The sequence below is a fragment of the Streptomyces sp. NBC_00344 genome (assembly GCF_036088315.1).
Lineage (GTDB): Bacteria > Actinomycetota > Actinomycetes > Streptomycetales > Streptomycetaceae > Streptomyces.
The window spans coordinates 4205357-4228122 of record NZ_CP107996.1; the positions used below are offsets into that span (position 1 = coordinate 4205357).

The 22766-nt window shown below is 71.3% G+C and carries 18 protein-coding genes; 12 read left to right on the forward strand and 6 right to left on the reverse strand.

Annotated features, from left to right (window positions below):
* Positions 1-223: 223 nt before the first annotated feature.
* Both OHS16_RS19015 and OHS16_RS19020 read right to left on the reverse strand, forming a co-directional pair.
* On the reverse strand, positions 224-1456 hold the full coding sequence (locus OHS16_RS19015; protein ID WP_328538410.1) for an LCP family protein: 1233 nt from the start codon (positions 1454-1456) through the stop codon (positions 224-226).
* Positions 1457-1630: 174 nt separating this feature from the next.
* Positions 1631-2383, reverse strand: a complete 753-nt coding sequence (locus OHS16_RS19020) for a TIGR03089 family protein (RefSeq protein ID WP_328538411.1) — start codon at positions 2381-2383, stop codon at positions 1631-1633.
* A 128-nt stretch (positions 2384-2511) separates the two neighbouring features.
* Between OHS16_RS19020 and OHS16_RS19025 the strand changes: the two genes are divergently transcribed.
* From OHS16_RS19025 to OHS16_RS19035, 3 genes are all read left to right on the forward strand, one after another.
* Positions 2512-3927, forward strand: a complete 1416-nt coding sequence (locus tag OHS16_RS19025; protein WP_328538412.1) for a peptidoglycan recognition protein family protein — start codon at positions 2512-2514, stop codon at positions 3925-3927.
* A gap of 105 nt (positions 3928-4032) precedes the next feature.
* On the forward strand, positions 4033-5115 hold the full coding sequence (locus OHS16_RS19030; RefSeq protein ID WP_328538413.1) for an NDP-sugar synthase: 1083 nt from the start codon (positions 4033-4035) through the stop codon (positions 5113-5115).
* A gap of 10 nt (positions 5116-5125) precedes the next feature.
* Positions 5126-6025 carry a DNA-3-methyladenine glycosylase family protein gene (locus OHS16_RS19035; RefSeq protein WP_328538414.1) on the forward strand — a complete coding sequence of 300 codons (900 nt, stop codon included), beginning with the start codon at positions 5126-5128 and terminating at the stop codon, positions 6023-6025.
* A 52-nt stretch (positions 6026-6077) separates the two neighbouring features.
* Here OHS16_RS19035 and OHS16_RS19040 read toward each other — a convergent pair whose 3' ends face one another.
* From OHS16_RS19040 to OHS16_RS19050, 3 genes are all read right to left on the reverse strand, one after another.
* Positions 6078-7397 (reverse strand): coenzyme F420-0:L-glutamate ligase, encoded by a 1320-nt coding sequence (locus tag OHS16_RS19040; protein WP_328538415.1) that lies wholly within the window; start codon positions 7395-7397, stop codon positions 6078-6080.
* Complete coding sequence (cofD, locus tag OHS16_RS19045) at positions 7394-8350, reverse strand: 2-phospho-L-lactate transferase (RefSeq protein ID WP_328538416.1); 957 nt, start codon at positions 8348-8350, stop codon at positions 7394-7396. The genes OHS16_RS19040 and cofD overlap by 4 nt, the downstream gene beginning before the upstream one ends.
* Positions 8351-8412: 62 nt before the next feature.
* Positions 8413-8913 (reverse strand): cysteine dioxygenase, encoded by a 501-nt coding sequence (locus OHS16_RS19050; protein ID WP_328540906.1) that lies wholly within the window; start codon positions 8911-8913, stop codon positions 8413-8415.
* A gap of 647 nt (positions 8914-9560) precedes the next feature.
* Here OHS16_RS19050 and OHS16_RS19055 point away from each other — a divergent pair.
* The 3 genes from OHS16_RS19055 to OHS16_RS19065 all read left to right on the forward strand — a co-directional run bounded on the left by OHS16_RS19055 (position 9561) and on the right by OHS16_RS19065 (position 15519).
* Positions 9561-9824, forward strand: coding sequence for a WhiB family transcriptional regulator (locus OHS16_RS19055; protein ID WP_164266780.1), 264 nt, complete (start codon positions 9561-9563; stop codon positions 9822-9824).
* A 404-nt stretch (positions 9825-10228) separates the two neighbouring features.
* Positions 10229-14002 carry a glycosyltransferase gene (locus OHS16_RS19060; RefSeq protein WP_328538417.1) on the forward strand — a complete coding sequence of 1258 codons (3774 nt, stop codon included), beginning with the start codon at positions 10229-10231 and terminating at the stop codon, positions 14000-14002.
* Complete coding sequence (locus tag OHS16_RS19065) at positions 13999-15519, forward strand: DUF5719 family protein (RefSeq protein ID WP_328538418.1); 1521 nt, start codon at positions 13999-14001, stop codon at positions 15517-15519. The genes OHS16_RS19060 and OHS16_RS19065 overlap by 4 nt, the downstream gene beginning before the upstream one ends.
* Positions 15520-15538: 19 nt before the next feature.
* On the opposite strand, the gene OHS16_RS19070 is transcribed toward OHS16_RS19065, so the two are convergent.
* Positions 15539-15997 (reverse strand): metallopeptidase family protein, encoded by a 459-nt coding sequence (locus OHS16_RS19070; RefSeq protein WP_328540907.1) that lies wholly within the window; start codon positions 15995-15997, stop codon positions 15539-15541.
* A gap of 328 nt (positions 15998-16325) precedes the next feature.
* On the opposite strand from OHS16_RS19070, the gene OHS16_RS19075 reads away from it, so the two are divergent.
* The 6 genes from OHS16_RS19075 (at position 16326) to manA (ending at position 22731) form a co-directional block, all read left to right on the forward strand.
* Positions 16326-16697, forward strand: coding sequence for a DUF3499 domain-containing protein (locus OHS16_RS19075; RefSeq protein WP_328540908.1), 372 nt, complete (start codon positions 16326-16328; stop codon positions 16695-16697).
* Between the two features lie 184 nt (positions 16698-16881).
* Complete coding sequence (locus OHS16_RS19080; RefSeq protein ID WP_328538419.1) at positions 16882-18498, forward strand: L-lactate permease; 1617 nt, start codon at positions 16882-16884, stop codon at positions 18496-18498.
* Between the two features lie 77 nt (positions 18499-18575).
* A complete protein-coding gene (locus OHS16_RS19085) occupies positions 18576-19952 on the forward strand; it encodes a phosphomannomutase/phosphoglucomutase (protein WP_328538420.1) in 1377 nt (458 codons plus the stop codon).
* A gap of 149 nt (positions 19953-20101) precedes the next feature.
* Complete coding sequence (locus OHS16_RS19090) at positions 20102-20284, forward strand: Trm112 family protein (RefSeq protein ID WP_328538421.1); 183 nt, start codon at positions 20102-20104, stop codon at positions 20282-20284.
* 86 nt (positions 20285-20370) lie between these two features.
* A complete protein-coding gene (locus OHS16_RS19095) occupies positions 20371-21504 on the forward strand; it encodes an SIS domain-containing protein (protein ID WP_328538422.1) in 1134 nt (377 codons plus the stop codon).
* A gap of 63 nt (positions 21505-21567) precedes the next feature.
* Positions 21568-22731: a mannose-6-phosphate isomerase, class I gene (manA, locus tag OHS16_RS19100; protein WP_328538423.1), complete on the forward strand. Its 1164-nt coding sequence runs from the start codon at positions 21568-21570 to the stop codon at positions 22729-22731.
* Positions 22732-22766: the final 35 nt, after the last annotated feature.

Consider the following 22766-nt stretch of genomic DNA (forward strand, 5'->3'; position numbering starts at 1 on the left):
CCTGTGTCCTCCGTCGGTGCCACGCGAGGCGCCCTCCCCCAAGGCGCTCGGTCATTCGGTCCTGCGATCCTGCAGTGCGCGACCACATGGCCGAGTGCACCGGATCGCGTCACACTATCTGCCCAGCTCAGCGTAGGTCGACGTCCGTGACACATTCCACGCTCCTTACAACTGGGCATACCACCCAATCCACATGCCCTGTGCATCCCGGTTGGGAATTGTTTTACCCGCACGTGCCGGAGGAGGCGTCGGTTCCGGCGAAAGTGGGTTGCGAAGCGGATGTCTCCCTCCCCTTTCCATCCCCGCCGGCCGCTCCCGGAGCACTCGCCGACGGATTCGGCGAACCACCCGTGGACGCGTCGGCGTGACCATGGCTCACCACGATCGGGACGTCGTTGCGCAGCAGATGGAAGAGCTTGTCGGCCTCGGGCTGCACGAGCTGGTCGCGGTTCGGGTCGGCGGTGTACGGCTCCCGCGGCACCGTCAGGAACCGGATGTTCGCCGTGGGGATGTCCCGCATCCGGCGGGTCAGGTCGTACAGATCCTTGAGGGTGGCCAGGCCGGGGTCCGTGGTCAGCGACTTGGTCGCCGCGTCGAGCACCGGGTACAGCCGGGTCGGATTGAGCAGGACACCGTTGCTCTGCACCTTCTTCACCAGGGAGCCGAGGAACTGCTGCTGGCGTTCCATGCGTTCGGTGTCGCTGCCGTTGCCGATGGAGTGCCGGGCGCGTACGTAGCCGAGGGCCTGCTCGCCGTGCAGCGTCTGGCGGCCCGCCGGCAGCTTCAGATGGGCGTCCTTGTCGTTCACCGGCTTCTTGAGGCAGACCTCCACCCCGTCCACCGCGTCGACCATGCCCTTGAAGCCGTTGAAGTCGATGACCATGTAGTGGTTGATGCGGATTCCGGTCATCTTCTCGACGGTCCGCACGGTGCAGGCCGTGCCGCCGAACTCGAACGCCCAGTTGAACTGTGCGAACTGCTTCCTGGTGCGCGTCTTGTCGGCCTTCGCGCAGCTGGGGATGTCCGTCATCAGATCCCGCGGGATCGAAACGGCCGTCGCGTTCTGCTTGTCCGCCGTGAGGTGCAGCAGGATCGTCGTGTCGGAGCGCTGCGTCCCGGAGTCCCTGCCGTACTTCTTGTTGTCGCCCGAGCGCGAGTCGGACCCGATCAGCAGGATGTTCTCCGCGTCGACCGCGACCGGGGTCGGGCGCTCCTTCTCGTACGTCCGGAGCTCGGCGCTGGCGGTGGTGTCCGTCCTGATGTTGTGATCGAGCTTGTTGTAGAACCACCAGCCGGTGCCCGCGATGGCGAGGATCAGGACCGAGAGCCCGAGCGCCGCCCAGCGCAGCCAGTGCCGTTTCCGCCCGACCGGCACCGCCGCCGGGCCCGCCTCCGGCGTGTCCTTCTGCCGCTCGTCGTCGGGCCTGCCGGGACTGTCCGTCACGTCTGCGTCCATCCTTCACGGAGTCGGCGACGCGCTGGGCCGCCGATCGAACGGATAGACGACTGAACCCCGCGCATGGTTGTGCTCTCGCCCGATCATGTACCGGTGAGGGCGCGTGTTCCCGGGGGCTCGGCCCGCGGTGGGCCAGATGAGTGTCCGGTCATCCGGGGGATCTTCCGGATACGGCTACGCCACGGTGTGGGTGACCCGCTCGCTCCCGACGCGCTTTTCCAGGCCGCCGTCCGCCAGTTCGCCGAGATTGCGGCAGAGCACCACCGAGGCGCCGGCGGCGAGCGGAGCGAACAGACCTGCGGACAGTCCGTCCCAGCTGTCGTAGGGGCGGCCGGACAGCAGTCGTGCGCCAGGTGTCAGCCCCAGCGCCGCCGCGTCCTCGCGGGCCCGCTCGACCAGTTGCGCGCCGGACAGCTGGATTCCGCCGATGCCGAGCGCGGGCGCGTCCGGGTCCACCGGGGCGTACGGCGCGAACCGGTCGCCCTGGGCCGGTACCTCGACGGCGTAGTCGGCGAAGCCGGCCGGCGGCTGAGGAAAGCGGCCGCCCAGCGGACGCAGTGCGAGCGCGACGCGCTCACCACCGCAGGCCCGTGCCCGGTCCAGCGTTCCGGGACCGCTCACCACGACATCGGCCGCCGCCGCGTCGCCGTCCACCTCGGCCACCACTCCCACCGACGAACAGGCGAGCAGCCAGACCGCGGTCTGCCAGTGGGCGGGAAGCAGCAGTGCGAGCCGGTCACCGGGTTCGGCGGAGAGCTCGCCCTGGAGCAGATTCGAGGTCTTGGCCACCCAATTGGCGAAGGTCGCGACGGAAAGTTCGACGCGCTCACCGGTCGCATCGTCGTAGAAGGTGACAAGGGGACGGCCCGGGTCCGCGGTGAGCGCGGATCGCAGCAGGTCGGCAGGGGTGCGGTCACTGGCAGTCATCTGCGCAAGGGTACGCGGCGGGGCAGGCGCGGGGCGGCCCCGCGGACGGGGCAGGCATGCAGGTTCAGCCGATGTGCCGTCAGTTCCTGGATGGACAGAATTATATGAACATGTACACGATTCTGTGCATGCGTCCACTTCTGTCCTCAGCCGTTCTTTCCGTCTCGATCGCTGTGGTGTCCGCGACCGCGCTGGCCCTCCCGCTCGCCGCACCGGCCGGCGCGGGGACTCCGGCCGGCGGGGTGCGGGCAGCCGGGGTCCCCGGGTCCACCCAGTCCCTGCGGCTCGCGCCGCTCTCCTCGTCCGACCGCTCGCCGGCACCGGCGGAGGCCGGGCTCTCCAAGCGGACCGTCACACCCTTCTCGCTGGTCGGTGTGGTCTGGGACGACCCGCGCGCCGAACTCGCCGGTACCGCCCAGGTGCGCACCAGACCGGTGGGCTCCAGAACCTGGACCGGCTGGCAGAACATCGAGGTCCACAACGACGACCACGCGGCCGACCCCGGTACCCCGGAGGCGGATGCGCCCACGGTGCACGGGTCCACCGCCCCGCTCTGGGTGGGTGCTTCGGACGGTGTTCAGCTGCGGGTCCGTCAGGCGACGGCCGCCACCTCCGCCCGCGCCGCGGCCACCCGGCTGCCGCGCGGACTGCATCTCGATCTCGTCGACCCCGGACCCGACCCCGATTCCCTCACGAAGACCGCGGCCGGCAGTGATGCGGCCCGTGCCAGCTCCGCGGCCAACGCCGGGCTCGCTCCGCTCGGCGCCAACGAGATCCCGGCCCTCAGCAAGCAGGCGACCGAGGCGTCGCTGCGTGATGACACCATGACCACCGGGCCCACCGGCACCACCGGCACAGGGACCACCGCGACTACCGGCACCACCGACACCGCGGGTACGGCCGGCACCACGGGCCCCACCGATCTGAAGGTGAAATCGTTCATCGGGGCCCGTCCCAGCATCGTCACCCGTAAGGGATGGGGCGCCGACGAGACCATCCGGGAGAGCGCCTTCCGGTACACCGACACCGTGAAGGCCGCGTTCGTGCACCACACCGCGACAGGCAACAACTACACGTGTGCGCAGGCCCCCTCACTACTGCGTGGTATCTACCGCTACCACGTGAAGAGCAACGGCTGGCGCGACATCGGCTACAACTTCGCCATCGACAAGTGCGGGACCATCTACGAAGGCCGTGCGGGGGGTGTGGCCAAGCCGGTGATGGGCGCGCACACGCTCGGTTTCAACACCGACAGCACCGGCATCGCCGTCCTCGGCACCTTCGGCACGTCGAATCCGCCCGCCGCCGTGACCCGGGCCCTGGCCTCTCTGACGGCCTGGAAGCTCGGTCTGACCGGGGCCGACCCCAACGGGAGAACGACGCTGATCTCCGGCGGCGGCAACCGCTTCGCGAAAGGCAGCGCAGTCAGTCTCCATGTGATCTCCGGGCACCGGGACGGGTTCGCGACCGACTGCCCCGGGGCACTCCTCTACAGCAAACTCGGCTCGATCCGTACCGCATCCGCGCGCGCCCAGGGACGCTGAACACCACGACGGATCCGCACCCTCTGCCCGCACCGGCCCGCCACGGTCTGCATACACTGGCCAGCCCGTTAACGGCCGGCCCCGGCAGGAAGCAGAGACGTCAAGGTGACAGAAGCGATTCTCCTGGTCGGTGGCAAGGGCACGCGGCTGCGACCGCTCACGGTCAACACACCCAAACCAATGGTTCCGGCGGCAGGGGTCCCGTTCCTCACCCATCAGCTGGCACGGGCGCGTGCCGCCGGAATCGACCATGTCGTCCTGGCCACCTCGTACCTCGCGGAGGTCTTCGAGCCGTACTTCGGCGACGGCTCCTCGCTCGGGCTGCGTCTGGAGTACGTGACCGAGGAGGAGCCCCTCGGCACGGGCGGGGCCATCCGTAACGTCGCATCGAGGCTGGACTCCGGTCCTGACGAGCCCGTGCTGATCTTCAACGGGGACATACTCACCGGCCTGGACATCGGGGCGCTGGTCGCCACCCATGAGGCCGAAGGGGCGGATGTCTCGCTCCATCTCACCCGGGTCGAGGACCCGAGGGCCTTCGGGCTGGTGCCCACGGACAGCACGGGCCGGGTGACGGCCTTCCTGGAGAAGCCGCAGACCCCGGAAGAGATCGTCACCGACCAGATCAACGCGGGTGCCTATGTCTTCAGGCGCTCGGTCATCGACACCATTCCGGCCGGCCGGCCGGTCTCGGTGGAACGGGAGACCTTCCCCGGTCTGCTGCTCTCCGGAGCCCATCTCCAGGGCATGGTCGACTCCACGTACTGGCTCGACCTCGGCACACCGCAGGCCTTTGTACGCGGCTCGGCCGACCTCGTCCTCGGCCGTGCGCCGTCCCCCGCGGTGCCGGGCCGCTGCGGCGACCGGCTGGTGCTGGAGACCGCTTCGGTGGCCCCCGGCGCCAAGCTCACCGGCGGCACGGTGATCGGGGAGGGCGCGGTGATCGGGGAGGGCGCGCGGATCGACGGCAGCACGGTGCTGGCCGGTGCGGTCGTCGAGGACGAAGCGGTGATTTCCGACTCACTCATCGGGGCGGGCGCCCGGATCGGGGCACGCTCGGTGCTGGACGGCGCGGTCATCGGGGACGGGGCGCGGGTCGGCGCGGACAACGAGCTGCGCGCCGGGGTGCGGATCTGGTGCGAGGCGGTTCTGCCGGACGCGTCCGTGCGCTTCTCGTCGGACCAGTAGCCTCTACCGGGTGGCAGGACGTTTCATCGCGAAGCGCGGCCCCGCCGACCTCGGACTGGTCCTCGGGGTGCTCCGCCGTGGCCCGGGCGACCCCACGTTCCGTATGACGCCCGACGGGGCGGTGTGGCGGGCCAGCCTCACACCCGAGGGACCCGGCACGCTGCGCGTGGCGGTGGACGGGGCGGAGGCGTGGGGCCCCGGCGCGGACTGGCTGATCTCCCAACTCCCGTCCCTGATGGGGGACGCGGACGATCCTTCGGCGTTCGTACCACGGCACCGCCTGATCGCCGATGCACACCGCAGGCGCCCGAATCTCCGGCTCTGCCGGACCGGCCTCGTGCTGGAATCGCTGATCCCGTCGATCCTGGAACAGAAGGTCACGGTGGACGAGGCCTATCGGGCCTGGCGTCTGCTGGTCCGCACATTCGGCACCCCGGCACCCGGCCCCGCCCCCGAGCGCATGCATGTCATGCCGGACCCGCGGACGTGGGCGCTGATCCCGTCCTGGGAATGGCACCGGGCGGGTGTCGACAACAAGCGCGCCTCGACCATCCTGCGAGCGGTCCGGGTGGCCCGCCGTCTGGAGGAGGCCGCGGCCATGCCGCTGCCCGAGGCAGTACGCCGGCTTGAACTGATCCCCGGCGTCGGCCCCTGGACCTCGGCGGAAACCCTCCAGCGGGCGATCGGCGCACCGGACGCGGTGACGGTCGGGGACCTGCATCTGCCGGGCATCGTCGGGTACGCGCTGACCGGGCGCAGGGACGTGGACGACGCCGGGATGCTGGAACTGCTGGAGCCGTACGCGGAGACCGGGCAGCGGCATCGGGCGGTGCGGCTGATCCTGCTGACCGGGAGGGTACCGGCGCGGCGGGTGCCGAAGATGCCGAAGGTGGACATCGCCCGGCTGTGAAGCCCGGATACGTCCCCGGCGCCGGAGGTGCGGCACCGGGAACGGCCGGGCCTCACCGCACCGTGACGAACGCCTCAGGGTCCCGCTCGGCCCGGGGTGCGGGCTGGGCCAGCGGGTGACCGACGGCGACCGCGCCCATCGGCTCCCACTCCGCGGGCAGGGCCAGGGCCGCGCGCACCACGTCCCGGCAGAACATCGTCGACGAGACCCACGCCGACCCGAGCCGCTCACCGGCGAGCGCCACCAGGAAGTTCTGTACGCCCGCGCCCGTGGCGACGACGAACATCTCGCGTTCCGCGGCGTCCCGCGCGTCCCCGTAACGGTGCGAGCCGTCCGTCACCATGCACGGCACCACCAGATACGGCGCCCGGCGCAGCACATCGCCGCGGCGCACCCGCTTGGCGATCGACTCCTCCGACTTGCCGTCGCCCCGCAGGTCTTCGATCCACGCGTCCCGCATCGCGTCGAGCAGCCGGGTGCGTGAGTCATCGGACTCCAGGAGCACGAAGCGCCAGGGGGTGGTGTGGTGCGGCGCGGGTGCGGTGACGGCGGCGGCGACCGCCCTGCGCACCGCGCCCGGGTCCACCGGTTCGCCGGTGAAGTCACGGACCGTGCGACGCTGGCTGACCGCTTCGCGGACCGCCTCGGACGTACCGAGCCGGAACATGTCGTCCGCTGCGACCCGGACCATGGCGGCGGCCCCCCGGTCCGCGGCCTCCTGGCCGGCGGCCTGCTGCTCCGGCGGAGTGACGACGTGCGGCAGACCGCGGACCACCGCGACCGGCAGCCCCGCCGCCTTCCCCTTCACCAGGTCGCCCGCGGCGGCCAGTTCGTCGGCGGTGGCCACGACCGTGGCACTGAGCGGATTGCCGTGCGCATCCGTGCCACCGCGCAGATCGTCGAGGACCCGTACCCCGGCGGCCCCGATCGCCACATCGGTGAGGCCGTTGCGCCACGGCCGCCCGAAGGTGTCCGTGACGATGACACCGACCTCCACACCCAGCGTGTCCCGGAGTCCCCCGCGGATCTCCCGGGCGGAGCGGTCGGAGTCCTCGGGCAGCAGCAGCACGGTGCCGGGCGGGGTGTTGGACGCGTCCACACCGGCGGCGGCCATCACCAGACCCTGCCGGTTCTCGACGATGCGGAGGGTGCCGCGACGGGCCACCACCCGTACCGTCTCGGCGTCGATGGACGCCTCGCGGTCCTCGGCCCGGACGGTTCTGCCCTCGGCCTTCGAGACGATCTTGGAGGTGACCAGGACGACATCACCGTCCGCCAGGTCGGGCGACGCGCCGGCGATGAGCTTGGCGAGGTCGTCGCCCTGCTGCACCTCGGGAAGTCCGGGTACGGCCCAGACGTGGTAGGAGGTCACACGCGTACCTCTTCGGCCAGGGCGAGCGCCTCGCGGGCCATGACCGCCGTGGCGTCCTGATCGGTCATCATCAGCGGAACGGCCCGGCAGCGGATACCCGCCTGCTCCACGCGCTCGACGGAATCCGTGTCGACGGTGTCGACGAGCCAGCCGTCCAGCAGGCCCGAGCCGTAGTGCTCGGCGACCGCGGCCGCGGTGGACTCCACCCCTACAGCCGCGAGGACCTTGTCCGCCATCCCGCGCACGGGTGCGTCCCCGACGATGGGAGAGAGCCCGACGACGGGCACACCCGCATCGGCGATCGCCTCGCGGATCCCTGGCACGGCCAGGATGGTGCCCACCGAGACCACCGGATTGGACGGCGGGAAGAGAATGACGTCGGCGGACCCGATCGCCTCGAGGACACCCGGCGCGGGCTTCGCCTGATCGGCGCCGACCGGTACGACGGCGTGTGCCTCGACCGAGGCACGCAGACGCACCCAGTACTCCTGGAAATGGACCGCCTTGCGCTCCCCGTCCACGTCGACCGCGACATGGGTCTCGATGCGGTCGTCCGACATGGGGATGAGCCGTACGCCGGGCTTCCACCGCTCGCACAGGGCCTCGGTGACCGCGCTGAGCGGATAGCCCGCGCCCAGCATCTGGGTGCGGACGACATGCGTGGCGAAGTCACGGTCGCCGAGCCCGAACCACTCGGGTCCGACGCCGTAAGCGGCGAGTTCGTCCTTCATGGTGAAGGACTCGTCGGTACGCCCCCAGCCCTGCTCCTCGTTGATGCCACCGCCGAGGGTGTACATCACCGTGTCGAGGTCGGGACAGACCTTCAGCCCGAACAGATGGATGTCGTCACCGGTGTTGCCGATGACGGTGATGTCCGCGTCTGGCGCGGCCTGCTTGAGGCCGCGCAGGAATCGGGCACCACCGATGCCGCCGGCCAGAACCACAATGCGCATGCGGACAGTCTGTCAGGCGGGGGACCGGACGAGGGGCGGTGGTCGGGGTGCCGGGGGAATTGTCAGGCGGTCACGACATCGCGGGCGTCCGGTGCGCAGCGCGCGCTGTGCATCGGCATCTCGGTCAGGCCCGGGAAGTAGACGTGCAGGCTGACGGCCGGCTCCAGGGCATCGTTGACGACCTCGTGGGTGTAGCCGGGGGCGAAGACCCGCTGTGTGCCCGCTTCCAGCGCGCGCGCGGCGCGCGGGGTGCGCTCGGTCAGCCGGCCTTCGAGGACGGTGAGCACACCCGATGAGCTGCCGTGGCCGTGCAGTCCGCTGCCCTGGCCTGGGACCCAGCTGAGCAGCCAGACCTCATAGCCGGGGCCGGTGTGCAGGCGGTGGTACCAGCGGGACACCGCGTCGTACTCGACGAGGTCCTGCCACCGGCCGCGGTCGGCGGCGATGGAGCGCGCGAGTCCGGCGAATTCGGCAACGGTGGCCGGATGCTCGGGGGCGGGCCGGAGCAGGTGCTGGACGGCGAGGATGTCGCCGCCGATCTGGATGTCGCTGTCGTTGTTCACGGTGCTGTTGCTGTTCATGGCGCGGGGGTTCCTCGGCAGTGGCAGTGCTGGGGTCTCGCAGAAGGTGCAGTCAAGGCTGCGGAAAGAGGCTGGAGCTCAGTGGCTTCAACAGCTGGAACAGCAACAGCGCGCCTGGACAGCGCTGCGGAACCCACGGACGTGGGTTGCGGGGAGCACTGTGGTCGCTGGCATGAAATCAAGGAGAACGGCTGATTGTTCACTTGTCAACTCCATAACCGATTTGGGTGCAATGTTTCACCTCATCCGGTTACTGCCCCGGGGGAAAGGTTTGTGCTGGCGGCCCCGCGGAGATGTGGCGCAACAAGTCGCGCCGTAAACGCCGCGGCTGTCTTGTGATCGGACTGTGATCCAAATCCCTTCCGCGGAGGGGACGCAACAAGATCAAGCCGGCTCGCGTCTTTCCCCGGCAAGGGGGAAGGCGCACGAATGGGCCGGTGGCATGTGTCAGATTTCTAATGATTTGAACACTTTCTGCATGGCCTTGGTTCCGCAGAGTGAATAAGGGACCCAATAGCAGATCTCGGCTTGACTGGCCTGGATCACACGCTTGTAATTTCACTCGTGTCGTTCGGCCGAAATCGGTAGCGACAGCAACACGGGGACGCAAAGACGGACAAGGGGCGCACATGACCGAGCTGTTCCAGCAACTGCTGGTCGAGGACGCGGATGAGGAATTCGGCTGGCAGGAGCGTGCACTCTGCGCCCAGACCGACCCCGAGTCCTTCTTCCCCGAGAAGGGCGGGTCCACCCGCGAGGCCAAGAAGGTCTGCCTGGCCTGCGAGGTCCGTTCCGAATGCCTCGAGTACGCCCTCGCCAACGACGAGCGGTTCGGCATCTGGGGCGGTCTTTCCGAGCGTGAGCGCCGGCGGCTCAAGAAGGCCGCCGTCTAGCTGCCCGGAGGCCGCTCCGGCGCCCCCCCGGCGGGCGCCCGACAAAGGCCGCGAGCCTCGCCGCGTCGTGGCGGGCCCGGATGCGCCCGGCGCAAGGCCGGCTCCCGCCCCTGCCCGGCGCCACATCCGACGCTGAACGCGGATCCACCGGATTCACCGGTCGGCTCCCGGCGGGGCGGGGTACCTCGCTTCTCGCTCAATCGGTACAAGTCCGTACGGAACATCCGGTCCGCCGCCCGTCTCCACCCGACGGGCGGCGGACCGCTGCCGTAGGCAGCCGTTAGTGTGGGGCCCCGTCCGCGATGCACCGACCTCCTCAGGGGACGCGTGCGTCCACCGCATCCGCAACGCAGCCTTCCGGGGGGAACGACCCCCGGACCCCGGCCGGAGGGGCCCGTACCTCGATGTCCGTGCACAGCCAATCGACGGCCCCTCAAGAGGCCGCAACGCCAGAGTTCCCGCGACATGTCGTCACCGCCGTGCTCGTCTCCCACGACGGCGCCCGCTGGCTGCCCGACGCGCTCGCAGGGCTGCTCGGGCAGGAACGGCCCGTACAGAACGTCATCGCGGCCGACACCGGCAGTGCCGACGCGTCGGCCGGCCTCGTCACCGAAGCGCTGGGCGCCGAGCGGGTGTTGCACCTCGCACGCCGTACCGGCTTCGGCACGGCGGTCGACGAGGCAGCCCGCACGGCAGGCGTCCTCACCCCCGAGGACCTGCCGTACCTGAAGCGGCCGAGCGGCTGGGACCCGGTGAGCCGCAGCTGGCGCGACGACACCTATGACATGCCCGAACTGCCGCACGGGGAGCCGGTGCAGTGGCTCTGGCTGCTGCACGACGACTGTGCGCCGGCCCCTGACGCACTGGCCGAACTGCTGCGCGTCGTCGATTCCGATCCGCACACCGTCATCGCCGGCCCCAAGCTCCGCGGCTGGTACGACCGCAAGCAGCTGCTCGAGGTCGGCGTCTCGATCGCCAACAGCGGGCGGCGCTGGACCGGCCTCGACCGGCGGGAGCAGGACCAGGGCCAGCACGACCAGGTCCGTTCGGTGCTCTCCGTATCGACTGCCGGAATGCTCATCAGACGTGATGTCTGGGAAGAGCTGGGCGGATTCGACCGCAGACTGCCGCTGATGCGTGACGACGTCGATCTCTGCTGGCGTGCGCATGCCGCGGGCCACCGGGTCGTGGTGGCACCCGACGCCGTGCTGCGGCACGCGGAGGCATCGGCCCGCGAACGCAGGCCCATCGACTGTGTGGGGCGTTCGGTGGCCAACCCGCACCGGGTCGACAAGGCCGGCGCCGTGTACACACTGCTGGTCAACACCCCGGGCAGGGCGCTGCCCTACGTCATGCTGCGCCTGGTTCTCGGCACCCTGATGCGGGTGGTCGCGTATCTGGTCGGCAAGGTGCCGGGACAGGCGCTCGACGAGATCGCCGGATTCATGGGCACGGTGCTGCGTCCCGAACGGATCCTCGCCGCCCGGCGCAAACGCGGGAAGGGTGCGGTCGAAGCCAACGAGCTGCGACCGCTCTTCCCGCCGCCGGGAGCCACCGTCAAGGCGACAGCCGAGCAGGTCGTCAGCCATTTCGGCGGTAGCTCCGACGTGGAGGCCGGCGGGTCGCGGCACGGCGTCGTCGAGTCGGGGCCCGGCGGGGACGACGCGGACTTCCTGGAGGTCGAGCAGTTCGCACGGCTGAAGCGGCTCGCCCGCAAGCCGGCCCCGGTGCTCTTCGCCGTGCTGCTGTTCGTCTCGCTCGTCGCCTGCCGGCAACTGCTCGGCTCGGGGGCGCTCGCGGGCGGTGCGCTGCTGCCCGCGCCCGAGCACGTCTCGGAGCTCTGGGGCCGCTACGCGGACGCCTGGCATCCCTTCGGTACCGGGGGCACACAGGCGGCGCCCCCTTATCCGGCCGTCATCGCGGTGCTCTCCGCGGTGCTCCTCGGCCATGTCGGGCTCGCCCTCACCGTGCTGCTGGTCTGCTCGGTGCCGCTGGCCGGCCTCACCGCCTACTTCGTCTCGCGCCCGCTCACCGAGTCACGCCTGCTCCGTGCCTGGGGGAGCATCGCCTACGCGTTTCTGCCCGCGGCGACCGGTGCGCTGGCCTCCGGGCGGCTCGGGACCGCCGTACTGGCCGTGCTGCTGCCGCTCATCGCGCGCTGCGCGGTGTCCGCCGCCGGACTCCGCGGGGTGCGCGGGAGCTGGCGGGCCGTCTGGGCGTACACCTTCCTGCTGACCTTCGCGATGGCCTTCACGCCGATCGTGTGGCCGTTCGCGCTGGTGCTCGGGATCGTCGTACTGGCGCTGCGGCGCGACGACATCACCGCGTACGGCCTGCGCTTCCTGGCCGTCGTCGGCACACCGGTCCTGGTGCTCGCGCCCTGGTCGCTCTCTCTGCTCACCGGCCCCTCAGGCTTCTTCCGTGAGGCCGGGCTGGAGTTCGGCAAGGGTTCCGCATCCGCCCTCGATCTGCTGGGCATGAGCCCCGGCGGACCGAAGGCGGCGGGGGGCGTGCTGCTGATCGGTGTGGTGCTCGCCGCGCTGGCCGCCCTGCTGCGCGGAGAACGGCAGTTCGCCATCCGCGGTGCCTGGGCGGTCGCCCTGGTGGGTCTGTTCTTCTCGGCCCTCGCCAACAGCTCGGGCTGGGCGGGCCCCGCGACTCTGGTCTACGGCATCGCTCTGCTGGCCGCCGCGGTCCTCGGCGCCGAAGGGGCACGCGAACGGGTCGCGAGCCAGAGCTTCGGCTGGCGCCAGCCGGTCGCCGGACTCATCGCCGTCGCGGCCGTCCTCGCACCCGTGGTCGCCGCCTTCGGATGGATGATCAGTGGCGCCGACGGCCCGCTGGAACGGCGCGACCCGGTGCAGGTCCCGGCCTTCGTCGCGGAGGAGAGCGGCACCCGCGACCAGGCCCGCACCCTGGTACTCGGCGGGAGCTCACCGGCCGAGGTCTCGTACACCCTGGTCCGGGGCTCCGGTGGCCGGCTCGGTGACGCCGAGCTCGCCGGGTCCGGCGGCAGCAGCTCCCGCCTCGACAGGGTTGTCGCCAACCTGGTCGCCGGATCGGGCGCCGACCAGTCGACCCAGCTCAGCGGGTACGCGGTGCGCTATGTGCTGGTACGGGACGGCGCACCGCGCGAGATGAGCCGGGTACTCGATGCCACGCCGGGTCTGAGCAGGCTGAGCCAGCTGGACGGCAGCGCGCTGTGGCGGGTGGACCGCCAGGTCGCGCGGGCCACGATCATCTCCGGCACATCGGGTTCGCCGGCGGACGCCGCCGAACCCCGTTCCGTCGCCGCCGGCCCGGTGGACATCCATACGACCGTGCCGGCCGGCACGGCGGGCCGGGTCCTGCGGATCGCCGACTCCGTGGCCCCGGGCTGGCAGGCCACCCTGGACGGCCGTGCGCTGACCGGGACCACCGTCGACGGCTGGGCGCAGGGCTTCCGGCTGCCGGCCGAGGGCGGCAGGCTCGACGTGACCTACAGCACCCCGATCACCCACACGGCGTGGGTCTGGACGCAGGGCCTGCTGGCCGTGGTCCTGCTGGTGCTCGCGCTGCCCGGCCGGCGCAAGAAGGTCGACGACGACCTCCCCGACGAGGAGATCGCCGTTCCAGCGCAGCCGGTGGAGGGCGAAGGCCGGCGGGCGCGCAGGCTGCGCGCCGCGGCCCAGGCGGACACCGATGAGGGCGCCGCGACGGGAACCCTCCTGGCGACCGACGACGGGTACGCACCCGACGCCGAGCCCGCGACCCCCGCGGTCGAGGGCGACTTCGAGCCGCAGTACGGGGCCGAGGTGCCTCAGCAGCCCGCGTACGGGGAGTGGCAGCAGCCCGCGTACCAGGCCGCCGACTACCAGCAGTACCCGGCGGACGGGTACGGCGGCGAGCAGTACGGCTCCGGTCCCTACCCCGGCGAGCAGTACGGCTCCGGCCCCTACCCCGGCGAGCAGCAGTCGGCCGGGCAGTACGGCAACGAGCAGTATCAGGGCGGGGAGTACCAGGACGGCTCCTATCCCGGTGAGCCGTACGACCCGTACCAGCAGCAGCCGTCACAGGAGGGTGGATACGCCCCGTACGGCTACCAGCAGCCTGAGGATCCGCAGCAGCCGCCCAGGCCGTCGCACCCGCCGTACCCCGACGAGAACGAGCAGCACCGCCCTGACGGGAGCAACCAGTGAACCGCACCGCCCTCGCCCTCGCCGCGGCGGTCACCGCCCTGGCGGCGATCACCGGATTCGCCTCGCTGACCGCTCCGTCCGGGGGGCCTGCCGAGGCGAAGGCCGCTGCCAGGCTGCCCGTGGAGCGTTCCAGCCTGCTGTGCCCGGCGCCCAGCACATCCCAGCTCGCCGAGACCACGTACACCTCCTTCACACCGGCCGGGGAGCAGGGAGGGGCGACCGGGTCGGCCCGGCTGCTGCCCTCCGCCGCCGGGCAGGGGACGGACGCCGCCGATGGCGGCAAGAAGGGCGGCAAGAAGAGCAAGGGCCCGGACCAGGACAAGCCCGTGGTGTCACTCAAGGCGCCGGGCAGGCCCGTCACCGCCAAGGACTCGGGGGGAGAGTCCCCGGCCCTCATCGGCTCCGCCGATGGCCGGCTCGCGCCCGGCTGGACAACCCAGCAGACCACCACGGTCGACGCCGGCGGCTCACGCGGAGTGCTGGGTACCCGCTGCACCGCGCCGGACACCGACTTCTGGTTCCCCGGCGCGAGTACATCGGCGGACCGGCAGGACTACGTCCATCTCACCAACCCGGACGACACCGCAGCGGTCGCCGACATCGAGCTGTACGGCAAGGACGGGGCCATCAAGTCCGATGTGGGGGAGGGCATCACGGTTCCTGCCGGATCGTCGGTGCCGGTACTGCTCTCCACCCTGGCGCCCGACCCTGCCGACAACGTGACCGTCCATGTGAGCACCCGCACCGGCCGGGTCGGCGCCGCGGTCCAGTCCCTGGACCAGAAGCTCGGCAGCGACTGGCTGTCCGCGTCCGCCGCCCCGGCCGGCCGGATGGTGCTCCCCGGTATCCCGGCGGACGCCACGTCGGTCCGGCTGGTGGCCTTCGCACCCGGGTCCGACGACGTCGACCTCAAGGTCCAACTGGCCGCGGCCGACGGCACGATCACCCCGGCCGGCCACGAGGGCCTGCATCTCAAGGCGGGCATGACGGCGGCCGCCGACCTGGGCGACGTCACCAAGGGCGCCGCAGGGTCGCTGGTGCTGTCCCAGGACGGCGGCCGCAAGGTGCCGTTCGTGGCAGCCCTGCGCGTGGTGCGCGGCAAGGGCAGCAAGCAGGAGGTCGCCTTCATCCCGGCGACCGAGCCAGTGGGCGCGCGCTCCACGGCGGCCGACAACCGGTCCAAGGGCTCGACGCTCTCGCTGGCCGCCCCCGGGGCGACCGCGAAGGTGAAGGTCACCTCGTCGGCGGGAACCGGAGGCGGGGACCAGGTGGTCAAGACGTACACGGTCAAGGGCGGCACGACGCTCGCCGTGAAGCCCTCAGTGCCGTCCGGGCTCAAGGGGTCGTACGCGCTCACGGTCCAGCCCGAGTCCGGCGGCGGCGAGGTCTACGCGGCACGGACCCTCGAACTCCCCGAGGACGGCATTCCGATGTTCACGGTGCAGACCCTGCCGGACGACCGCGGGACGGTCTCCGTGCCGGCGGCCCGGCAGGATCTCTCCCTGCTGGACGACTGACGTCCGCGGCCCGCGCCGGTCAGTCCTGGCCGTACCGCGGGTCGACGGACTCCGGTGCCAGACCGAGCAGTTCGGCGACCTGCTCGACGACGACCTCGTGCACCAGCAGGGCGCGCTCGTCGCGGTTCTTGGTGCGGATCTCGACGGGGCGCCGGTAGACGACGATCTGCGCGGGCCGCTCCTTCCCGGCCGCGACCGCGCTGCCGAGTGGGACGGAGGTCTCGCCGGGCCAGTCATCGGGGCTGTCGGCACCGCCCGCGCTGGGCACATCGAGAACCACGAAATCCACTTCGGACAGCTGCGGCCAGCGCCTTTCCAGCCGTTCCACGGAGTCCTGCACGAGATCGCGGAAGGACTCCGCCCTGCTCGCGGAGAGCGGCACCTGGGGCGGCGCCAGGGGCCCGCGCATCCCGCGGCCGTGCCGGTCCCGCCGGCGCTGCCGAGGCTCGGCCGGCGGGGTCGGCGGCGAGCTGTCCATCGAGCTGTCCATCACTGACGCAGCGTAACTCTCCGGGGGACGCGACGAAGCCGTCGACCGGCGGGTGCGCGCCATGTCGGATATTGCGCGTTCCAGGTATGTCGCAGATCGATCGTCTGGCTGTTTCCGACCGGTCGACTTATGGCGAATGACTGGATATCGCCGCAGTGGTGATGGAAATCTGTCGGTTGCTGCCTATTCGGCCCGGTAGCCGTGCAGGTCAAGCGAGTTGCCCCGATGGGCGCGGGGTGGAGATCGCGCCACGACACGGTGGGGTGACGCCGGGGCGCGTCGTCGCGGCCCGCTCAAGAGTGCGGTACCGTCCAATATCGTGAGCCCTGTACGTCGCTGTTCTCGCACTGCGTGCGGCCGCCCCGCCGTCGCGACGCTGACGTACGTCTACGCCGACTCGACCGCGGTCCTCGGTCCGCTCGCCACCTATGCCGAGCCCCACTGCTACGACCTGTGCGCCGAGCACAGCGAGCGGCTGACCGCGCCGCGCGGCTGGGAGGTCGTGCGTCTCACCGACGGCTCGGCCCCCGCCGGGCCCAGCGGCGATGATCTCGAGGCCCTCGCGAACGCCGTGCGCGAAGCGGCCAGGCCGCACGACCGCGCGGCCGAGCCCGGGGGTGGACGTTCGGCCAACCCGGTGGAGGCCGGCCGCCGTGGGCATCTGCGGGTACTGCGCTCGCCCGAGTGAGTCCTGGGCCCGAGTCGACGGCTCCTGGGTTCCGGGCTCTGGGCTCCAGGGTCCTGATTTTCGGGTCCCGGGTCCTCCCGTATGCGCCTTCTGCCGTCCTCCTCGGCGCCGCATCCTGTCCGGAGCATTGACTTCCGCTTGCCATGAACACGACGATTCCCTCACCCGTGAGGATCGAGGCCCCGTGTTTGTCCAGCAGCTGGAACCCGTCGCCGGTTCGCTCATTCTCTCCGCCCTTGTTGCCGCGCTCCCGCTGCTCACCGTGCTGGTCCTGCTCGGCGGCCTGCGGATGAAAGCCCACTGGGCGGGTCTTGCCGGGCTCGCCGTGGCCGTCGCTGTCGCCCTGCTCGCCTATCGGATGCCGTTCGGTCAGACCGTCTCATCAGGTGTGCAAGGCGCACTGTTCGGGCTCTTCCCCATCCTGTGGATCGTCGTCAACGCCCTCTGGGTGTACCGGATGACGGTCCTCACCCACCACTTCGACATCCTGCGGCGCTCCTTCGGACGGCTCGCCGACGACCCCCGCATCCAGGCACTGGTCATCGGCTTCTGCTTCGGCGCGCTCCTCGAAGCGCTCGCCGGATTCGGCGCACCGGTGGCCATCTGCGCGGTGATGCTGGTGGCACTCGGCTTCGACCCGGCCAGAGCGGCGGTCGTCGCGCTCGTCGCCAACACCGCACCGGTCGCCTTCGGCGCCATGGGCACACCGGTGGTGACGCTCGCCCAGATCACCGGTCTGCCGCTGGACTCGGTCGCCTCCGTCGTCGGCCGTCAGACACCGCTGCTCGCCCTGGTCGTACCGCTGTTGCTGGTGATCATCGTCGACGGCCGCCGCGGACTGCGGGAGACCTGGCTGCCCGCCCTCGTCTGCGGACTCGCCTTCGCCGTGGCCCAGTTCACCGCTTCGAACTTCCTCTCCGTCCAACTCGCCGACATCGTGGCCGCGCTGGCCGGCGCCGCGGCCCTGATGGCGGTGCCCGCCGCCCGCAGGCCGGCGGCCGAGCCGGTCAGGGCGACCGTGCTCACCGGAGTGCGCAGCGCGGATCTCGACCAGCAGGACCCGCGACGTGAAGTGGTGCGCGCCTACGCGCCGTACGCGCTGATCGTCGCGGTCTTCTCCGTCGCGCAGATCCCGCCCGTCAAGAGCCTGCTCGCCCGGGCGACCCGGGTCTTCGACTGGCCTTTCCTGCACGTGGCGGGGCCGGACGGCACACCGGTCTCCGGCAATGACTTCTCACTGCCGCTGATCGCCACCGGGGGGACCCTGGTGCTGTTCGCCGGCGTGCTCAGCGCGGTGGTCCTGGGGGTGGGCGCCGGCCCCGCACTGCGGGAGTGGGGGGCCACGGTCCACGAACTGCGGTACGCGGTGCTCACCGTCACCTCGGTGCTCGCCCTCGCCTATGTCATGAACCTCTCCGGGCAGGCCGCCACCATCGGCCACTTCGTGGCGGCCGCGGGCGCCGGACTCGCCTTCCTCTCGCCGGTGCTCGGCTGGTTCGGGGTCGCGGTCTCCGGTTCCGACACCTCGTCCAACGCCCTCTTCGGCGCCCTTCAGGTGTCGGCTGCCCATGAATCGGGACTTCCGCCCGATCTCCTCGCCGCGGCCAACAGCTCGGGCGGTGTGCTCGGCAAGATGATCTCCCCGCAGAATCTGACCATCGCCTGCGCGGCCGTCGGGCTGAAGGGGCGGGAGGGGGATCTGCTGCGCAAAGTCCTGCCATGGAGTCTCGGTCTGCTGCTCGTGATGTGCGTGATCGTCGTGCTCCAGAGCACAGCGGTGCTGAGCTGGATGCTGCCGTGACGCGGAGCCGGGGAGCGGGGGCCCTTCATCCCTGCGGGTAGTTTGAGTGGCCCGTAGCGGATCTCAGGAGGACCGAAGTGGCTGCTGCCGTCGACTTGTCGCAGGTCGTGAAGGCGTACGACGTACGCGGAGTGGTTCCCGACCAGTGGGACGAGTCGACGGCCGAGCTGTTCGGCGCCGCGTTCGTGCAGGTGACGGGCGCATCGGCGATCGTGGTGGGCCACGACATGCGTCCCTCGTCGCCCGGTCTGTCCGGCGCCTTCGCCCGCGGCGCCGCCGCCCGGGGCGCCGACGTCACGCTCATCGGCCTCTGCTCGACGGATCAGCTGTACTTCGCCTCCGGCCAACTCGACCTGCCCGGAGCGATGTTCACCGCCTCGCACAACCCCGCTCAGTACAACGGCATCAAGATGTGCCGGGCCGGTGCGTCACCGGTCGGCCAGGACACCGGCCTCACCGAGATCCGCACTCTGGTCGAGGACTGGTCGGCCGCCGGCGCCCCGGCGCCCGCCGCCGATCCAGGTGCCGTCACCGAACGTGACACGCTGCAGGACTACGCGGCCTATCTTCACTCCCTGGTGGATCTCTCCGGGCTCCGCCCGCTGAAGGTGGTGGTCGACGCGGGCAACGGGATGGGCGGCCACACGGTTCCCACGGTCTTCGACCGGCTGCCGATCGACCTCGTACCGCTCTACTTCGAGCTTGACGGCACCTTCCCCAACCACGAGGCCAACCCGCTGGACCCGGCGAACCTCGTCGATCTGCAGGCCCGGGTGCGTGCCGAGGGCGCGGACCTCGGCCTGGCCTTCGACGGGGACGCCGACCGCTGCTTCGTCGTGGACGAACGCGGCGAGGGTGTCTCCCCGTCGGTGATCACCGCCCTGGTGGCAGCCCGTGAACTGGCCAAGCACCCGGGCGGCACGGTGATCCACAATCTGATCACCTCCTGGTCGGTCCCCGAGGTCGTCCGCGAGAACGGCGGCCGCCCGGTCCGCACCCGGGTCGGCCACTCCTTCATCAAGCAGGAGATGGCAGCCACCGGTGCGATCTTCGGCGGCGAGCATTCGGCGCACTACTACTTCCACGACTTCTGGAACGCCGACACCGGCATGCTCGCCGCCCTGCACGTGCTGTCGGCGCTCGGCAGCAGTCCGGACAGCCTGTCCTCCCTGGTGGCCCAGTACGACCGATACGCCGCGTCCGGTGAGATCAACTCCACGGTCAGCGATCAGCGGGCCTGCACAGCGGCCGTACGCGCGGCCTTCGCCGGCCGCCCGGGCATCACGACCGACGACCTCGACGGCCTGACCGTGACGGCCGACACCTGGTGGTTCAACCTCCGGCCGTCCAACACCGAGCCCCTGCTGCGCCTCAACGTGGAGGCCCGGGACGCGACGACGATGACGAAAACACGGGACGAGGTCCTGCACCTCGTCCGCGCCACGGATTCCTGAACGTCCCGGACCGTGTCGCGGATCCGGTCCCCGTGCCCGGCGCTCCGCGCCCGTTCCCGGCACCCCGCAACCGCCCCGGCACCCCGCACCAGCCCCGCCCCGGCGGTAGGCTGACCAGGCCCAAACCGTATGTTCGAAGGGACCACCCCATGCCGCTCGAAGCCGGCCTCCTGGAGATCCTCGCCTGCCCGGTCTGTCACGCTCCGCTCGACGACCGGTCGGCCGATGAGAACCCCGAGCTGATCTGCACCGGCAAGGACTGCGGGCTCGCCTATCCCGTCAGGGACGACATCCCCGTGCTCCTCGTCGACGAGGCCCGCCGCCCGGCCTGAGAACGTCCCGGCGGCGCCACCGCCGGGAGCCCACACCACAGCCGCGCATGCGCACACGCGAGGCCGATCGGAGGAGGCAGACCCCGATGCTCGACGAGTCGTTGCTCGACGCCCCGGAAGCCCTGGCACGAGCCGACCGCCGCGGCTTGCTCCGCGGGGCCGCCGAAGCCGGGGCCCGCGTCCGCACCGCCGCACGGCACGCGGCCGAGGCCGGCCTCGCGGACCTTCAGCCGGAGGGCCGTCCGCGTGCCGTCATGGTCGCAGGGGCCGGCACGGCCGCCACCGGGGTCGCCGACCTGCTCGGCGCGCTGGCGGGCGCTGCCGCCCCCGTCGTCAGCCTCAGGCCGACCGGTGTGGCCCCGGCGGCCGGCGCCCTGCGCTGGACCCTGCCCGGGTGGTCCGGCTCCGTGGACCTGCTGCTGATCGCCACCGCGGACGGTTCGGAGCCGGGTCTCGCGCTGCTGGCCGAGCAGGCCTACCGCCGGGGATGCACGGTCGTCGCGGTGGCCCCGCTCCGCTCCCCGCTGACGGAGGCCGTCGACGGGGTGCACGGGATGGTCGTACCGATGGCGAAGGCCCCGTACGAGGAGGAGAACGAAGCTCCGTTCACCGGCGCGGGGTCGGGTGCGCTGTGGGCGCTCTTCACGCCGTTGCTCGTCCTCCTCGACCGGGTCGGACTCGTCGCCGCTCCGCCCGATGCGCTCCAGCAGGTGGCCGACCGGCTCGACGGAATCGCGGAACGCTGCGGCCCGGCCACCGCGACCTACAGCAACCCGGCGAAGACCCTCGCATCGGAGCTCGCCGACTCCCTTCCGCTCATCTGGACGGAGGGCACGGCCGCGGGCCCGGTGGGGCGCCGCTTCGCCGCCGTACTGACCGAACTGGCCGGCCGCCCCGCACTCGCGGCCGCACTTCCCGAGGCGCTGCCCCAGCACGGCGCGCTGCTCGTCGGTGCGCTGTCCGGTGACGCGGACCCGGAGGACTTCTTCCGCGACCGGGTGGACGAACAGCAGGCACTGCACGCGCGGGTCGTGCTCCTCCGCGACCGCCCGGCAGGCGGTCTCACCGCCGCCCCGGCGGCCCGCGAACTCGCCCTCGGCCAGGACACCGCCATCAGCGAGCTGGAGCCGGAGGAGGGCAGCGAGCTCGAAGCGCTCGCCGAACTCGTCGCCGTCACCGACTTCGCCGCCGTCTATCTGGCGCTCGCCGCCTCGGCCTGAACCCGCGGGCCGGGCGGGGCCCGGCCCACTCGGCCCACTCGAAGCACACCGGAAAGTAGCGTCATGGACCGCCTCGCCAACACCGTGCGCCCCTACGCCTGGGGCTCTACGACCGCCATCCCGGCTCTGCTCGGCACTCGGCCCACCGGCGAGCCGCAGGCCGAGATGTGGATGGGAGCGCATCCCGGTGCGCCGTCACACGTCGACCGCGGCGCCGGGGGAACGCCCCTGTCCACGGTCATCGACGCGGCCCCCGAGGCCGAACTCGGCGCTGCCGCGGTCAAGAAGTTCGGCCCGCGTCTTCCCTTCCTGCTCAAGATCCTCGCGGCCGGCGCCCCGCTCTCCGTCCAGGTGCACCCCGACCTGTCGCAGGCGAGGGAAGGGTACGAGGACGAGGAGCGCAGGGCCGTCCCGATCGACGCCCCGCACCGCAACTACAAGGACGCGAACCACAAACCGGAACTGATCTGCGCGCTCACGCCCTTCGACGGCCTGTGCGGCTTCCGCACCCCCGGCGATGCCGCGGAACTGCTCGCGGCCCTCGAAGTCGACTCCCTCAAGCCGTATGTGGACATCCTGCGCGCCAGTCCGGACGAGGCCGCGCTGCGCGAGGTCCTCACCGCGGTGCTGACCGCGGATCCCGAGGAGATGAAAGCCACCGTCGCCGACGCGGCGGCGGCCGCCGGGCGTCTCGGCGGCGCACACGCCCCGTACGCCTCGATCGCCCACCACTATCCGGGCGACCCTGGTGTCATCGCCGCGATGTTGCTCAACTACGTTCAACTGCAGCCGGGCGAAGCGCTGTTCCTCGGCGCGGGGATCCCGCACGCCTATCTCAACGGTCTCGGCGTCGAGATCATGGCCAACTCCGACAATGTGCTGCGCTGCGGTCTGACCCCGAAGCACGTCGATGTCCCGGAACTGCTCCGCGTCGTCAGGTTCGAGGCGACCGACCCGGGTGTCCTGCGGCCGGAGGCCGCGCCCGACGGTGAGGAGCTCTACGACACCCCGATCGACGAGTTCCGGCTGTCACGGTACGTGCGGCCCGAGGACGCGGCCCCGCTCACCCTTCCCGCAGGCACCGCGCAGATCCTGCTCTGCACCGCGGGCGAGCCCGCGATCGGTGAACTGGCCCTCGCTCCTGGACGGTCGGTGTTCGTGCCCGCGGGCGAGCGCGTCACACTGTCGGGAGCGGGCACGATCTTCCGCGCCACCGTTGTGGCCTGATGCGACAATGTGCGGCCGGACGGCGGCCGCAGCAG